The 15,157-nt window shown below is 58.4% G+C and carries 13 protein-coding genes, 1 pseudogene and 1 CRISPR repeat array; of the genes and pseudogenes, 7 read left to right on the top strand and 7 right to left on the bottom strand.

The genetic code is table 11. The features are described 5' to 3' along the window. Positions 1–203: 203 nt before the first annotated feature. The 3 genes and pseudogenes from T370_RS0118165 to T370_RS25230 all read right to left on the bottom strand — a co-directional run bounded on the left by T370_RS0118165 (position 204) and on the right by T370_RS25230 (position 1,395). Positions 204–401: a hypothetical protein gene (locus T370_RS0118165; protein ID WP_029436591.1), complete on the bottom strand. Its 198-nt coding sequence runs from the start codon at positions 399–401 to the stop codon at positions 204–206. Between the two features lie 134 nt (positions 402–535). Then, positions 536–1,213, bottom strand: a pseudogene (locus T370_RS0118155) (Rha family transcriptional regulator); the annotation flags it as partial. A 35-nt stretch (positions 1,214–1,248) separates the two neighbouring features. Next, positions 1,249–1,395, bottom strand: coding sequence for a Rha family transcriptional regulator (locus T370_RS25230; RefSeq protein ID WP_156034469.1), 147 nt, complete (start codon positions 1,393–1,395; stop codon positions 1,249–1,251). Between T370_RS25230 and T370_RS25225 the strand changes: the two genes are divergently transcribed. The 7 genes from T370_RS25225 to cas1f all read left to right on the top strand — a co-directional run bounded on the left by T370_RS25225 (position 1,394) and on the right by cas1f (position 9,919). Beyond that, complete coding sequence (locus T370_RS25225) at positions 1,394–1,546, top strand: hypothetical protein (RefSeq protein WP_156034468.1); 153 nt, start codon at positions 1,394–1,396, stop codon at positions 1,544–1,546. The genes T370_RS25230 and T370_RS25225 overlap by 2 nt on opposite strands. A 399-nt stretch (positions 1,547–1,945) precedes the next feature. Continuing rightward, positions 1,946–5,185: a P-loop NTPase family protein gene (locus T370_RS0118140; RefSeq protein WP_029436589.1), complete on the top strand. Its 3,240-nt coding sequence runs from the start codon at positions 1,946–1,948 to the stop codon at positions 5,183–5,185. 14 nt (positions 5,186–5,199) lie between these two features. Next, positions 5,200–6,444, top strand: coding sequence for a hypothetical protein (locus T370_RS0118135; RefSeq protein ID WP_029436588.1), 1,245 nt, complete (start codon positions 5,200–5,202; stop codon positions 6,442–6,444). Then, a complete protein-coding gene (locus tag T370_RS0118130) occupies positions 6,441–7,298 on the top strand; it encodes a type I-F CRISPR-associated protein Csy2 (RefSeq protein ID WP_029436587.1) in 858 nt (285 codons plus the stop codon). The genes T370_RS0118135 and T370_RS0118130 overlap by 4 nt, the downstream gene beginning before the upstream one ends. Positions 7,299–7,311: 13 nt before the next feature. Continuing rightward, positions 7,312–8,379 carry a type I-F CRISPR-associated protein Csy3 gene (csy3, locus tag T370_RS0118125; protein ID WP_029436586.1) on the top strand — a complete coding sequence of 356 codons (1,068 nt, stop codon included), beginning with the start codon at positions 7,312–7,314 and terminating at the stop codon, positions 8,377–8,379. Continuing rightward, entirely contained in the window at positions 8,376–8,975 is a 600-nt protein-coding gene (locus T370_RS0118120; protein ID WP_336311347.1) for a type I-F CRISPR-associated endoribonuclease Cas6/Csy4, read from the top strand. Before csy3 ends, T370_RS0118120 begins: the two co-directional genes overlap by 4 nt. Next, positions 8,972–9,919, top strand: coding sequence for a type I-F CRISPR-associated endonuclease Cas1f (gene cas1f / locus T370_RS0118115; RefSeq protein WP_029436584.1), 948 nt, complete (start codon positions 8,972–8,974; stop codon positions 9,917–9,919). The genes T370_RS0118120 and cas1f overlap by 4 nt, the downstream gene beginning before the upstream one ends. A 97-nt stretch (positions 9,920–10,016) precedes the next feature. Beyond that, positions 10,017–10,404: direct repeats of the CRISPR family, unit length 28 nt; unit sequence GTTATCCGCCGTGTAGGCGGTTTAGAAG. A 427-nt stretch (positions 10,405–10,831) separates the two neighbouring features. Here the strand turns inward: cas1f and T370_RS0118110 are convergent. The 4 genes from T370_RS0118110 to narH all read right to left on the bottom strand — a co-directional run bounded on the left by T370_RS0118110 (position 10,832) and on the right by narH (position 14,847). Further along, entirely contained in the window at positions 10,832–11,902 is a 1,071-nt protein-coding gene (locus tag T370_RS0118110) for a tellurite resistance/C4-dicarboxylate transporter family protein (protein WP_029436583.1), read from the bottom strand. Next, the gene (gene narI, locus T370_RS0118105; protein ID WP_029436582.1) at positions 11,889–12,551 is read right to left on the bottom strand and encodes a respiratory nitrate reductase subunit gamma; all 663 of its coding nucleotides are present in this window, start codon (positions 12,549–12,551) and stop codon (positions 11,889–11,891) included. The genes T370_RS0118110 and narI overlap by 14 nt, the downstream gene beginning before the upstream one ends. A 272-nt stretch (positions 12,552–12,823) precedes the next feature. Further along, positions 12,824–13,381 carry a nitrate reductase molybdenum cofactor assembly chaperone gene (narJ, locus tag T370_RS0118100; protein WP_005024331.1) on the bottom strand — a complete coding sequence of 186 codons (558 nt, stop codon included), beginning with the start codon at positions 13,379–13,381 and terminating at the stop codon, positions 12,824–12,826. Continuing rightward, positions 13,378–14,847: a nitrate reductase subunit beta gene (narH, locus tag T370_RS0118095; RefSeq protein ID WP_029436581.1), complete on the bottom strand. Its 1,470-nt coding sequence runs from the start codon at positions 14,845–14,847 to the stop codon at positions 13,378–13,380. Before narH ends, narJ begins: the two co-directional genes overlap by 4 nt. Between the last annotated feature and the right edge of the window lie 310 nt (positions 14,848–15,157).

The raw sequence follows: 15,157 nt of genomic DNA, 5'->3' as shown, positions 1-15,157 counted from the left end.
GTTTCCCGTTGTCCAGTTCGATGATCGCGCTTTTCGAGGCACAGATGACCAGAGGGCCGCGCCAGTTGAACGGTTTTGACCTCCATTCGATGGTCTTTTCCCCGATGACGATCTGCGACGCGAACGGCCGGCGCACTGACAAGGCTTTCATTTCCATAACTCACTCCGATGAGAAGCCGGGGGATCCACCCCGGCCTTGTCTGTTACCTGAACCATTCCGCCAGCCATGCCGGGGCCGTCACCAGCATGGGGCGCGGGCACTGCATGATCCGCGATTCCCCCGGTTCGGCCTCCACCCGGTAGCTTTCCCGTTTCTTCGGCGTCTTCGCCTTCTTCGGCTTCGGTTCCTTCTTCCTGATGCGCTCCGCAATCGTCCGGCGTGGCTTTTCCTGTTCCAACATTCCGTGCCCCTTATGTAAAAGCCCCCGTTTCCGGGGGCCATCCGTCTACATTCCCATTTCCCTGATGAGCATCGTCACGATGCCGAGCACATAGCCGCACATCCAGATTTCGAGGCGGGTGATCGGGGGCATGGCTAACACACCGTTTCCGCTATCTGGCGAAGCTCGATAGCGTTGTTGAGCGCATTGCGCGCCGCATCCACCATTGTGGCAGAAATACGCACTTCGCGCATCACGGCGTCATAAAACCGTGAGCAATTTCCGTCGCGCAGGGGGTGGGTGCCGAGACGCGCCTGTGAGAACTGTACATCAAGTGCGTTTAGCCTCGAAAGAATGGTATAGGCCGCCTCAATGCTCGCCGCGTATCGGTCATAACTTGCGAAGCGCGGCAAGCTCCTCATATCGGGCAGGGCGGGGTCCGCTATCTTGAGCTCCAGCTCGATCAAATACTCCACGGCCTCGGCCATCCTCTCCGGCGGCAGTTGCGTGTACTTGCCGATCTCGAAGTGCCGGGCGAAGTGGCTCCACACTTCGCCGTAGCCCTTGCGCTGGTGCTCCTTCGGCAACATGCCGACCTTGGCGTCGACCAGTGCCTTGAGTTGCGCCTGTTGCGACGGGGCGAGGGCGTCGGCGGGCGGCAAGGCCCCTTCCCGCTGGCGCTGCAACTCGGCCTCCAGCGCGTTGAAGGCTTCGATGTTGGCCAGCTTGAAGCGCATAGCCTCGGGGCCTGTATAGCCCATCACCAAGAGAGTGAAGCCGTCCTTGAAGATGATGAACATGGGGCGATTCTTGGCTTGATCATCAATATAGTTAGCCCCACAAAATTGTGGTGGCTAAACGGTTCCGGTCAGTTATCCATAATATTACGAACATCCCGCAATACAACATCGTGACGCTTCTTGAAAAACTTGGCGATCTCCAGAGAGGTGGTGGGGCGTCCGTCGTGTAAGACGACCAAAGGCGCGGGCATGGGCATGAGTTCACACTGTGACATGATGCACCTCCTACAGGCCCACGGCGGGGGTAAGGGTCGCGGGGTAGTCGACGCCCGGCAGAACGCCGGAGTCTTCACGTGGGGCGGGGTCAGCTTCATAACGGCGAGTTACGAGAACGACCGTTGCGCCCGTTCCATCGGCGGCGAGTAAGGAAGGGGAACCTCATGATAAAAGATTCTTCGATGAGCCCTTCTAAACCGCCTACACGGCGGACAACTAGAGCCCCAAGCCGTGGAGTAGCCGCGGGGACTTCTAAACCGCCTACACGGCGGACAACGTTTTGAGGATTTCATTACAGGTGGTCCTGATCTTCTAAACCGCCTACACGGCGGACAACTAGAGCGATACGAGACAATATCTTTATCTTTCAAAGGATTACATCTTGGCACCTCCAATAGCTTCGTCCGCATCGCTTCTTTTTAACTACTTTATTCCAAAAGGTTTTTCCGAACAACTTTTTTTGAAGCCAAAAGGAAGCTACAAAAAAGATGAGATGCTGTTCCCCGTGTCATATTGCTCTCATCTGTATAAACCGATACCTTTTCTTCTATGCACGTCATCTTCATTTCCGCTTGCCAGAAACGGGCTATTCCCCGCAGCCGCGCCATACTGGACAGCTACGCCCTGCGCGCAGGGGAACGTTGCTGGATGTCGCCTATGACGACTGAAGGGTTGCAGGAAGTGCGCGCCGCTTTAGCCCGAAGCGCTACACGACAGACTTCCGTGGCCTGCTACCAGAACGATGGTCGCCGCCGTATGAAGTTACTCTGGATAGTGGGCGCACGGGGACGTTTCGGGCCTGAAGGCCATTTTCCAGCAGGGTATCGCCGGATTACCACTCCTGTGCGTGTGTCCGAGTGGGTTCGCTATGCCGGGTTAGCGGCGCGCTTGGCGGGCCTGCTGCATGACTTGGGCAAATATTCTCTGAAGTTCCAGGAAAAGCTGCGAGGGAAAGCGGAGTTGGCCGATGCCGTGCGGCATGAATGGATTTCGCTCAAGTTATGGCAGGCGGTGCGATCCGGCATGGACTGGAAGACGGCATGGGCGAACGTGTATACAAAACGCCTCGAAATGTTCATAGGAGAACGGGAGATTTGCAACGCCTCGCGCTATGGACTTGCTTCGGCACAGGAATGCGTGGATGCGCTTGTTTCCACACATCATGGCCTGTTCTCCTCTCGTCTGCCCTGCCCGGAAGGCAGGCTCGTACGGGAAAACCTGCCCTGCCCGCCTGATGACGCGCTTTTCACCCCGTGGTCCGAACCTGAAGGTTCCTTTGGGGAACTCGCGCAACGGCTGGACAAACGCCTTTCCGCAGCGGCTGTGGGCATGGCGGGTGAAGCGTGGATTCCATACTGGAGATCCGTTTTCCTGTATGCACGCGCGGCTCTTGTCTTTGCGGATCACACGGTATCGGCGCTGGAGTGCCCGCCAAACAAAGATACTTCCCCCGCCTTCGCCAACACGCATGTCGCACCCGATGGACGCCGCTTGAATCAACGCCTCGCCGAGCATTTGTCCCGCGTTTCGGAAAAAGCGGCGGATCTGGTTTGGCGCATGGCGAACCTTGTGGAGCGTCCCGAAGCATCCCTGACGGGCCTACAACCCTGCTCGCTGGAGGCCGTTTTGCGCCCGGCGGATCCGGAAAGCCGTTTCGCATGGCAAAATACGGCGGCTGATGCGCTGGCCGAAGCGCGGGAGGCGTACCCCACAAGCGGTGCCCTTGTTTTCAACATGGCGGGAACCGGCAGCGGCAAGACACGCATGAACGTGCGCGCTGCCTGCGTTCTCTCCCGCAGCGTCGCTCCCCGGTTTTCCATCGCCTTGAACCTGCGTAGCCTTACATTACAAACGGGGCGGGCCCTGCAATGCCAGCTTGGCCTTTCCGACAGCGATCTCGCTACGGTTATCGGCGATGACGTGACGCGGAAACTGTTCAATGCTTCCAACATCAAAGAGAAAGAAAACATTGCCGCCCCGTGGTCAGACGATGACGGCAATCCTGCGGAAACGGAAGCGCTGACCTCCGGCGGAAACTGGCCATTGCCCGCATGGCTGGAATCCTTCTTCCCCAAACCGCAGGAGCGGCGCATCGTTGGCGCTCCTCTGCTGGTTTCCACCATCGACTACCTGATCGCCGCCGGAGAACCACATCGGCAAGGGCATCACGTCAAAGCTCTGCTGCGCCTCATGAGTGCCGATCTTGTCCTCGACGAAATCGATTCCTATGACCCCGAATCCCTTGTCGCCGTACTGCGCCTTGTCCAATGGTGCGCGTTTTTCGGGCGCAACGTCATCTGTTCCTCAGCCACACTGTCCCGCCCCGTAGCGCAGGCCGTGGAAGCGGCCTATGCTTCCGGCGCGGAAATGGCGTGCGCATTGCGGCATGGCAAGAGCGCTTGCACTGACGAGGAAAAGCCCCGTTCCGAGGCAAAGACGCTGTATGTGCTGGCGTTCATTGATGACGCCCTGCCGCCGCTCATAAAAGCCGTACCCCATGTGCCGGAAAAAGGCCGAGCGGAAAGGGCTGCGGCCCTGCTTGCACTGTACGACAGCCGGGTGTCCGCACAGTTGGAGGCCATAGCCGCCTTACCCGTGTACCGCCATGCCGAACTGCTCCCGATGGCTGAAGAAAGCGTCAGCACATGGATGGGTGCCGTGACCGCGGGAGTTCAAAAACTGCACGCCCGCCACGCCCTGACGGATGCCCGCTCCGGCGTGGCGTACTCCTTTGGCTTGGTACGCGTGGCGAATATCGCAACAGCCGTGGACGTGGCCCGGCATCTGGCGAAAGAACTGCCACAGGCGCGTGTTGCTTGCTATCATGCGAACGACTGGCACATCGCCCGCTTCCACAAGGAAAAGAGGCTGGATTTTCTGCTTTCACGTGCGGAAGGCGACAGGCATATCGTGGCTGACCACGAGATCCGCGCCTTTCTGGATGAAGCCGCGCACGAAGAGCGCCCAGACGTGCCTTTCATCGTGGTTGCCACTCCGGTGGAAGAGGTGGGGCGGGATCACGACTTCGACTGGGCCGTACTGGACGTGTCCAGCGCCCAATCGCTGGTGCAGGCCGCCGGCCGGGTCAACCGTCACCGCCTGCGCCCTTGCGGGGATGCTCCCAACATTGCCGTGCCGCAGTTCAACTGGCGGCATTGCCGCAACAGCGATAGGGGCGAACCGCGCGCGCCCGCGTTTTGTTGGCCCGGCTATGAAGGGAAAGACAAGGAAAGGTACTCCATCCATGATCTGGCCCAAATCCTGCCGTGGCGCGAAGGGCGGCTTGTCATAACGGCGGACGTACGCCTTGGCGAGGATTGCCGCCTTGCCAGACGCGACGACAAGGCCATTGCAAAACGGCTGTTTCCGTATTTTGGGCCAGAGACCGGCGAATACTCTTTCGTTGCGGAGCATTCGCCGGCCGCCCTGCTTTCCGAATGGGTTTACAACGAGACACCGTTGCGCAATCGTATGGGAAGAACGGAAACGTGGCGCTTGGGACGTGACGCCGAACGCCTTGGCGATAGTTACGAGGCATTTGTATATCAGGGAGAACGGCGTGGCTCTGGCGGACAGTGGGTGGAGCGCGACGAGCGTTCCTTCCGTGAAGTCGATGCCCTGCCCAACGCATGGCTGTGGCTGGATGCCGAAACCATGCGCGCCCAATGCGAAGCTGTCGGGGTGGACGAAGAACGTGCGCTCTCGGCCGAACTGGTTTCATACAGCGATACCGACAGATGGGAATATGACAAGGGGTTCGGCATTGTCCGCCGTCCGGCGGCGGAATGACAAGGAGAGAAAGGATGGATGAAGCGAACATGGAGGCGGACGGCGGACAGCAGGAACGCCAAGCCAAGAATGAAAAACTGTGGAAAGCCTATCCACCAGAAACCTATCGCAACACAATCGCGGAACTTGTTCATTTCAGCTCGAAAACGGTCAACTCCAACGCGGCCCTCGCGGGGGTGCGCCTCGCTTCGGACGATGCTCTGGATGCCCCTTATGTCTCGGCCCGTACGCTGATGGCGCGGGGGGTGTCCCTTTCGCTGGACTACGGCAAGGGCGGCGCGGCGGTGGCGGGCATCTGCAAACAGGTGAATGCCGTGGTACGGGGCAATCCCTTTGCGGAAGCCGCATCGTCAGAAGAACGCCGCGCCATCGAGGACGCCATGACCGGGGCGTGCTCCTCGGCTTTCAGCGTCGGCGTTGAGCATGTGGATCACCGTTTGCGCCAGATCCTGATTCCCAAAGAAGGCGCTGAAGGTGGTTATGTGTCCATGACGCCCATGACAGCGGGCGGGATATCCGAACTGCTCTTCGAAAAGGACAACGGGCTGGTGCCCCGCCATAATGTCGCGTGTGAAGAGGAAGGAAAACGCATCGGAAAGCCCGAAAACGGAGAGGATGCGGGAAACGCCCCCCGCATGAAGATGCGCAAGCTACGGCAGGCGCAGTTCGGCATCGGCGGCTCCAATCCCCAGAACGTGGGTGGGCTTGTACAGGTCATGCAGCGCCCGCTCTTTGTGGATGCGCCATGCAGCGCTGATGACTTGCGAACCGCCTTCTCCCTCTATTACAAGGGGATTTCCCTCGATTTCTCCTCGTCCGGCCCTCTGCGGCAAGCCCTGCTCGCCTACGCGGACTTTCGGCGGCGGTGTGGATTGGACAATGGAGAGTCCGCCACGCCCAGGCGAACCGATTTGAAAGCGCGGGAGGAAGAGGAAGCCCTTCTGGGGAACATCGCCGCCGCTGTCCTGCAACAGGCTGACGAGGCACGGGAAATGCTACGGGATTATGCCGTTATGCTCCCGCAGGAACAGAATCCTGAAACAGGAACCGAGGCGCTGGTCTCGCCGGAGTTGAGGCCGATTGCGATGCGCGGCTTGCTTGATCCCGCCTTACGTGACGGTACATGGCCCCGCGATATGGCGTGGCTGGTGATCGGCGGCATGGAACATGCCTCATATGCCAACGGAAACCGAGTGATGGTTCTGGATGTGACGGCAACCGCGACGGTTGCGGGGCTTTTGGAGGAGGAGTTTCGATGAGCTATCTTGTCTTTCCCCGCGTGCGGGTTCAGGCCGCCAACATGCTTTCCGCATCTTTCCTGATGGGCGGGCCGCCGGTCTTCGCTGCCTACGGCCTAGGAGAAGCGCTCTGCTTTCATCTGGGTGGAGGGGCTAAAGTGACGGGCATGGCTCTGATCCACCATAACCGTGAGGCGCTGGGGCAATCTTTTAACGGCGTCTTTTCGCCACAGCAACGGCGAGCCGCCGCGTTCACATTTAATAAGCAAGCATTTTTTGCCAGTAAGACCCCCCCTCCGGGCAGCGACTATTCCTCGAAGAACCCGCACGCCCTTTCCTTGCAGCCCGTGGCCTGCGCCCATCTGCGCGTGAGCATTATCTGGGAGCTGGAGCAGGTGGCGGGTATGATGGAAGCCCGTGAGTTCCTGCACCGGGCGCGGCTTTCCGGCGGCCTCGTGACGGGGCACGGCGAAATCGTCCTCGAAGACTCTCTGGAGGCCGCGTTCGATCGCATCGGAAACGGGTATGTCGTCAAGGACAGGAGGGATATGCTCGAAAACCGGGGCAAGAATCAGGCCGAACTTCTGGTGGAAGCGCTGGGAGCGCAGCCTGCGGCTGGAGAGGACAACACATGGCTGTCCGCAGCCTGCCTCGGCTACGCGGCGATCACACCTTTCGAGCACCGCAGCGGAGCGCGCTGCGGCTATATACATGCCTTTGCCGAGCCTCTGATCGGCATGGTGCAATACCGTTCCTTGCGCCAGTGGCGGAAGGAAGCGGATGCGGAAAAGGCTTTCTGGCGTCCCGTGTGGCTGGATGATCGGCGGGGTGCATTTGTGCTGCGGCAAGAACAAGCGGAACCTGAGGATATGTAAGGAGACAAATATCATGGCAAAAAAATTGAATAAACTTCCGGGCGTACTGTCGTTTCAGCGCTGCCTTCTGGTGACGGATGGCCTCTTTTACAACGAATTGGACAATGGGAACCTGAGCCCTCTGTGGGTGATAAGACACGGCATCCGTGGAACGCAGAACATCAACAAAGCCAGCAAAGAAGGACAAGCGGCTTCCGCCAGCGCCAAACGGGAAGAAGTATCCAATATCCAGACGACGGACAGCGCCAAACTCGACGCCAATGCGTCGGCCCTGCAAGTGCGTTTCAACCTGCGCGGCATGGATATCAAAAAAGCGTTGTTCGCCTGCGCTCCGGGACAGAAAGACTCCATAGATGACCTGAACGCCTTCAAAGCCGATCTGGCGGCGTTTGTCGACCGGGCCAAGGAGAGTGAGGCGCTGGTTCATCTGGCCTGCCGCTATGTGCGCAACATCGCCAACGGACGTTTTTTGTGGCGTAACCGCACAGTGGCAAGTTCCGCTACGGTTGAGGTGCTCTTGCCCGACGGTACGAAAAAAATGTTCGACGCGCTGGCGACTCCCTTCAATCATTTTGAAGAGGTAAGCGATGACGAGCGTGCTGTGACCGAAGTGCTGGCGTGCGGCTGGAAAGGCGATCCGGCAACAGAATTGCGGGTGACGGCCCACGTCGATCTGGGAGTCGGTGGGGCCGTTGAAGTCTTCCCTTCGCAAAACTACCTTGAGAATAAGAATAAAACACGCGGTTTTGCCCGCCCCCTGTATTGCGTGGGAGGCGCGCCGGATGGACAGGATCAGCACAGCGTACGCATCATGGGACAGGCGGCCTTGCGTGACCAGAAGATCGGCAATGCCCTGCGAACCATCGATACATGGTATCCGGCCTATGGGGAGCGCCGTGTGCCGCTGCCCGTGGAGCCCAACGGCGCAAGCCTCGATGCACAGGAATTCTTCCGCAACAAGGGCGATGCATCCGGCTTCAAGTTGATGCTCCGCGTGAGCGAGCTGGACCCCATGACGCCCGATGGGCTGTTCCTGCTGGCCTGCATTATCCGTGGCGGCGTCTTTTCGGGGAGTGAATGATCATGAGGCCCCAATGGTATTGTGATGCCCTGCCGCTGATCGTGGGAGGCGATACGGGCGCAAGCGGGCCGGTGCTGCGGAACCGAATGTTGAGCTTGCTGCACGGCATATTCACCCAGCGCCCCGGAGCATTTGCCGTCGCTTTCCCCGGGAGGGAACAACTGGCCGTATTGCCTCCCCCCTTGACGGGGGCGTTGCGCGTTTTCGCTTCCTCCCGTGAAGACATGGACTGGCTGGCGGAAAACGTGATTTCACAGCCGTGGTTCCGCGATTACGCCCGGTTGTCCTATCCACGGGCTGTCCCTGCCGACTTTTGCGGTGAGTGGGTACGTTTCGTCAGATACAGAGTGCCCTCTCTATCATCGGATCGTCATGAAGGCGAGGAACAAGGACTGTTGAGAAGACGACGCATGGAAACCGCCCGCAAAGCCAAAATGACGTATTTCATACTGCGCAGCGCAGGAACGGGACAGCGGTTCTCACTGGTGGTGAACCGTGAACAAGGAGAACCGCAACGGGAGGAATGCACACCCAACGGTTATGGGTTTTGTGTGACCAGCAGCCCCTTTAGCCTGCCGGAGTTGCCGTGGGCATGAAAAGGCACAGCGAACCACGGCCGCTTCAACTCTCCAAACGGGCCAATGTCTTTTATCTAGAACATGCCCGGGTAGTGCAGCAGGATGACCGTATCGTCTATCTGACGCAGGACGGGGGTGAGTTCGAGCAGATGTTCAACATTCCCGAACGGAACACGGCATTCCTGTTGCTGGGCAAAGGCACTTCCATCACGGATGCCGCTATGCGGCGTATGGCGGCATCCAACGTGATGGTGGGCTTTTGCGGAACGGGAGGATCGCCGCTGTTCAGTGTATGCGACATCGCTTTTATGACGCCGCAAAGCGAGTACCGCCCGACGGAATATATGCAGGCATGGGCGGAAATGTGGTTTGACCCCGCACGCCGACTGGAGAAAGCCCGTTGCTTCCTCAGGCGGCGCGCGCAGATGACGGCGGAGTGCTGGCAGGAAAACAGCTACCTGCAAAAACTGGGAATAGTACTGTCCGATGCCGTACTGGAGCGTTTCCATTCGGATCTGGAACAGGCCAAAGATGTTCAGGAGCTTTTGCTGGCGGAGGCACGCTGGGCCAAACGTTTGTATGCGGATCTGGCGCGAGGACATGGATTTTCATTCGTTCGCGAAGAAGGCGCGCGGCGTTCAACCTCAAAAGCGGATGTCTGCAACGGCTTTCTGGATCATGGCAACTATATCGCGTATGGATATGCCGCTGTGGCGCTTTGTGGTCTTGGGATCAGTTTCGCCATGCCCATCCTGCACGGGAAGACGCGAAGAGGCGCGCTGGTATTTGACCTCGCGGATGTGGTCAAGGATGGTTATGTCATGCCTCTGGCCTTCGAGTGTGCCAAAGAAGGAGAGACACAAAAAGATTTCCGGCAACGCCTTATCGAGCACTGCCAAGAGGAAGATGTTTTGGACTTTCTTTTTGACTTCATGAAAAACCTGTGTGTAAAAAACACATGATATAAATGTGTTACATCTAGCTCACCAAAACGAAACCTTCAGAAGGATTTGAAATACAGTCTGCTGAAAAATAAGTATATTGTTTTCAAAAACTCTAGTTATCCGCCGTGTAGGCGGTTTAGAAGTATAAACGACCCTCATAGATTGCCAGGTGAGTGTTATCCGCCGTGTAGGCGGTTTAGAAGTTGACCGAATTGAGCAGCGGCATCCGAAATGCGTTATCCGCCGTGTAGGCGGTTTAGAAGGATCGGCATGAAGAGCGAGTTCCGCAACATCGGTTATCCGCCGTGTAGGCGGTTTAGAAGGATGAGGCGCAACGGCACATACCAATGATGAAGTTATCCGCCGTGTAGGCGGTTTAGAAGTGTATGAGCAGCTTGAGCATGGATACGGCCTCGTTATCCGCCGTGTAGGCGGTTTAGAAGAAGGGGATGCTGCTGGCGCAGTTCCGCACGGTGTTATCCGCCGTGTAGGCGGTTTAGAGGAAAAGTTTCGCTGTCCACACGGTGAACGTAATCAGGCGTTGATGCTCTGCTCGCTTGATTGTGATTTGTCCGGTGCTCATCCCGATAGAAAGGCGAAAGCGGATGGTCGGTTTATCATCACGTCGTGGTGGTGCCTGCATAAGTGCAGGTGGCTCCCGGAACATCGAGACGAGATTCGATTTGTGGCAAAGAAGTCGGACTGAAGAAACCAAAAAACTCCACCTTCCGGCATGAATCGGAAGGTGGAGTTTTTTGGTGATTCAACATATGAAATTCCGTGGAACAGTAATCTCGGGAAGACACCTTTTGCCGTCTGCACCACATATTTTGGTGTAACATTAATGTTACATGTTGAAATTCCTAATTAACATTCTTTTTTTATGGAAAAGGGAGGACCACCGCCTCGTTCGGCGCCTCCCCATTGGGGCTATGCCGTCGGGCAATCCCCCCTCAGGAGCATTACCAGCCTTGTGATGACCATACCACAGAAAACCACCGTCCACGCCCCCAGCGCCACGTACACGAAGACTTCCGGCAACGGCAACAGGAATTCCAGATTCAGGGACTTCGCCAGCATGGCCGTACATGCGGTGTACATCCCCAATGGGAACACCATGCCCCAGTATTCCGGGGTGTAGGCCGCCGGGTATTGCTTCACGCTGTGCCGCCAGAACCCGAGCAGAAAAAGCATCGGGATCCAGAAGGTCGCCGTGGCCCACGCCATGAGCGTCAGCCCTTTGATGAACGGAAAAAACTCCATCAACAGCGGCGATGCGCCCGGATGCGACAACAGTTCCGCGCCCGCCAGCGTCGTAATCGCCACGGCCCCGGCGTTGATCCAGTAGGTCGGGCTGAGCTGCGCCGGTTCCAGCTCCTTGAACGCAAACCGGTAAAAAATCATCGTGATCACGAACAAGTACAACATGAATCCAAGCAGAAACAGCGCCGTGAACGCAAAGAAGGCGATTTCCTTGTCCCACGGCATATGATCGATGAGGATACAGCCGAGGATCACAATGGCCTGCGTGCTCACGGTGGCGACCAGCCACGCGCCGTTAATGCCTTTTTCCAGCGGCGGCTTGGGTTCGTCGGAGAACACGAAGTAGAACACGCCCCACAAAATCACGATCCACAGGACGCTCCCTATCCAGAACAGCGCCTCGCCCATAGCCGGATCTTTGCCGAGCAGCACAAACTGGTTGCCCAGAATGCATATGCCCGCCACCACCGTCAGGAAGCCCGGCCCCGCGCCGTGGCTCCTGAAATCTTGGACGAACCGTTTCGGAAACACGAACAGCCGTATGATGTACAGGATCGCCAGCCCCACGCACAGCGCCGCGTTGAGCCAAAACAGCAGACGTGCGCCGATGGGATAATCCAGCAGGTGCAGGGCCACGGACACGATGCCCGTGGACATGACCATTGCGAAGTTGGCGGGGGCCTGCGCTTCCAGCATGGTCAAAAAACGCCCGCCGACAGTGTTCTTAAAGTCCGGCATACCGCCTCCGATAGATCTGGAACGGACGCAGCGCGTATGTGACCGGCACGCTGAAGATGTGCACCAATCTGCTGAACGGAATCAGCGCGAACAACGTAAACGCGCTCACCACATGGATTTGCAGGAACAGCGGCACCGTTTCCATCAGAACCACATCAGGCCGGAAGACGACAAGGCTCCTCAGCCACGGTCCAACGGTCACAAATACCGGAAAATGCGCCACATACGCCTGATAAAACCCGGTACAGCCGTTGATCAGAATGAGCAGCACCACCAGCACGTCCATAGGAACGGTCGTGGCCCAGACATGCTCGTTCGTGATTCTCCGCCACAGCAGGATGCCGAGGCCCACCACAACCAGCGGAGCCAGAATCATACCCATGCCCACGGCAACCACGGTATGGGCTTCCATGGAGATCCGCAGGGCGTGCATTACGCTATCGGGCGTGAGCAGGCCCACAATATGCCCAAAGAAAGACAAGATGATCGCATAGTGGAAAATGATTGATCCCCGGCGCAACCATGTCTTCTCAAAAATCTCGCTGGAACGCGCGTTCCAGTCGCCCGGATCCGTCACGTACCGGAACGCCAGCCCCGCCAGCAACAACGTTATGCAGATGTATGGATAGTACGCAAAGAAAAAGTGCATATGAGCTCCTTAAGAATGCCTCCCGGCGTATGGGACCATCGCCCATACCCGCCCGGAGGGAATGCTTTCCGACCGATGGGAAATGACTCTACAACTCCTCTCTATCCAAATATATTGCGAAATATATTGGAACGGCTGTAACCGGAACGAGCCTCCGCAATTCCCCCATCAGCCAGAAACTTTGGGGAGAAAAGGTGGAGAGAGGGAAACCGCGCGGGCGAGCCCTACGCTCAAAAACGTTTCCTCCTCTTCCCCCGATACCCTCTCTCCACCTAAACTTGCTCCAAACGCTTCGCGGGAAGGCGTTGATCCGGGACAAGGCCGAGAACCGCGACGATCGGCCGGAACAGAGAGACATAGGAACTGTCGGGATGCCGGGCCTCAAGCGCGGCATAAATGCCGATAAGTTCCTTGCCGAACCCGTCGAGCAGCACCACCCGAGCCCAGTCAGGCGCGGCCGCGAAGAACTCGAGCACCAGCGGCAGATAATCCGGCAGCAAGCCTTGTACGGGCTCAAAGCCCGCGTCGCGGTACAATTCGTTCAGGCCCGCCAGCGCGCGCCCAAGCCGGGGATCGTCCCCGTAGCGGTGCCATGCAAGGGACAGACTGCACTTGCTGTCCATGTCGAAAATGGCGACGTGCTCTTCGCGCAATCTGGAAAGGCCTTTCGAGCGGGCCGACCGGATGAACTCCCGCAGCGGGCACGCCCGGACCACGGACAGCAAATCGCACAGTTCCTCAAACGAGCGCGCCTGAACGAAAAAATCGTCCTCGGGGTAATGCAGCAGCCCCGACACGGCGAGCAGAAGCTGACGATCGGAATCGTTCATGGCCTTTCCTCCATTTCACCCTGCGCCAGCCCTTCCGAGCCTTTCATGGCCCAGACATCATCGCGGTTTTCACGTCCCGAGCTCGGAACCACAAACCGGTCCTCATAGCGGGCAATGGCAAGAAGATGATACATCTCGGCAGCCTGTTCCGGCGTCAGACCGGCATCGGCCAATACTCCCGACGTATCGGGATGCGCGCGCAGGGACGGGAACGGCGCGGAAGCCGTGGACTGGAATTGACCGTCCCGCATGTGGCGGCGCATGGCGAGCAGACGGGAAAGCGCCGAGCGCACCGGCTCCTCATCGCCCGCCGCCAACAGGTTGGCGAGGTAGCGGACGGGGATCCGCATCCGGTCAAGTCCCTTGGCGTCTTCGACGCCGCCCGAGACGAGCGGGCTGGTCGGCGGCACGTACCACACCATCGGCAAGGTCCGAAATTCGGGATGCAGCGGCAGGGCCAACTTCCAATCCACCACCAGTTTGCGGATAGGAGAACGCCGGGCCGCTTCCATGACATGCCACGAAATGCCCTTGCGTTCGGCTTCGCGGCAGACGGCGGGATCGTTGGGATTGAGGAACACCTCAAGCTGTGACTGATACAAGCCCTGCGGCTGGGGGTGCGAGGCGGCCTCGCGCACCCGGTCGGCATCGTACAGCATGACGCCCACGTACCGGATGCGGCCCACGCAGCTGTGCGCACACAAGGTCGGCTCGCCCGCTTCGATGCGCGGATAGCAGAACAGACACTTTTCCGAACGGTGCGTCTTCCAGTTGAAGTACACCTTCTTGTACGGGCACCCCGATACGCAGTAGCGCCACCCGCGGCAACGGGACTGGTCCACCAGCACGATCCCGTCTTCGTCGCGCTTGTACATGGCCCCGGACGGACAGGACGCCACGCACGCGGGATTCAGGCAGTGCTCGCACAGGCGCGGCAGGTGCATCATGAACACGTTCTTGAAATCAAGATAGGCCTTGGCTTCGAGCCCCGCGAAGTTGCGGTCGGAAAGCCCGGTGACGGGCGCGCCGCCGAGGTCGTCCTCCCAGTTGCTGCCCCACTGCGGGTTGAACGCCTTTCCCGTGACCGCCGAATAGGGACGGGCCACGGGCTGATGCCGCGAAGCCGGGCTGTCTGTCAGCCGTTCATAATCGTATTTCCACGGCTCATAGTAGTCGTCGAGGGCCGGCAGATCCGGGTTCGCAAAAATATTTGCCAACTTGTCGGTCTTGCCGCCCGCCCGCAGATGGAGCTTGCCGTCCCTGATTTCCCAGCCGCCCTTGTAACGGTCCTGATTTTCCCATTCTTTGGGATAGCCCACGCCGGGCTTGGTTTCCACGTTGTTGAACCACATGTATTCCGTGCCGGGGGCCGTGGTCCACGCGTTCTTGCACGGGATGCTGCACGTGTGGCACGCGAGGCACTTGTCCAAGTTCAGCACCATGCCCATTTGCACCTTGATATTCATACGCACATCCTTTTAAGGGGAGAAAGCGCCGGGGGAGAGACCTTTCTTCAGAAAGCTCCTCCCCCGGCCCCCTCCCCAAAGACTTTCGACTGATGGGGAGGGGACACCGAAGCTTTCCCGCCACTGTTCGCTTGTTGATCCGCGTCTTCGGAAAAACGTATTTCCTCAGCACTCTTGATGCCGTTTTCCTTCTTCCTTCAACACTGTTCCCGCACTCCCTGCAAACAGGGATTCGATAAACACAAACGTCTTAGGAGGGAGAGGGGTGGGGTTTGGGGAGGGGAGGGAAAAGCTTTTCTTCAGAAAAGTT

This window comes from Bilophila wadsworthia ATCC 49260 (assembly GCF_000701705.1).
GTDB lineage: Bacteria > Desulfobacterota > Desulfovibrionia > Desulfovibrionales > Desulfovibrionaceae > Bilophila > Bilophila wadsworthia.
Note: the sequence above shows the minus strand (reverse complement) of the source record. Positions and strands in the feature narration are given on the sequence as shown.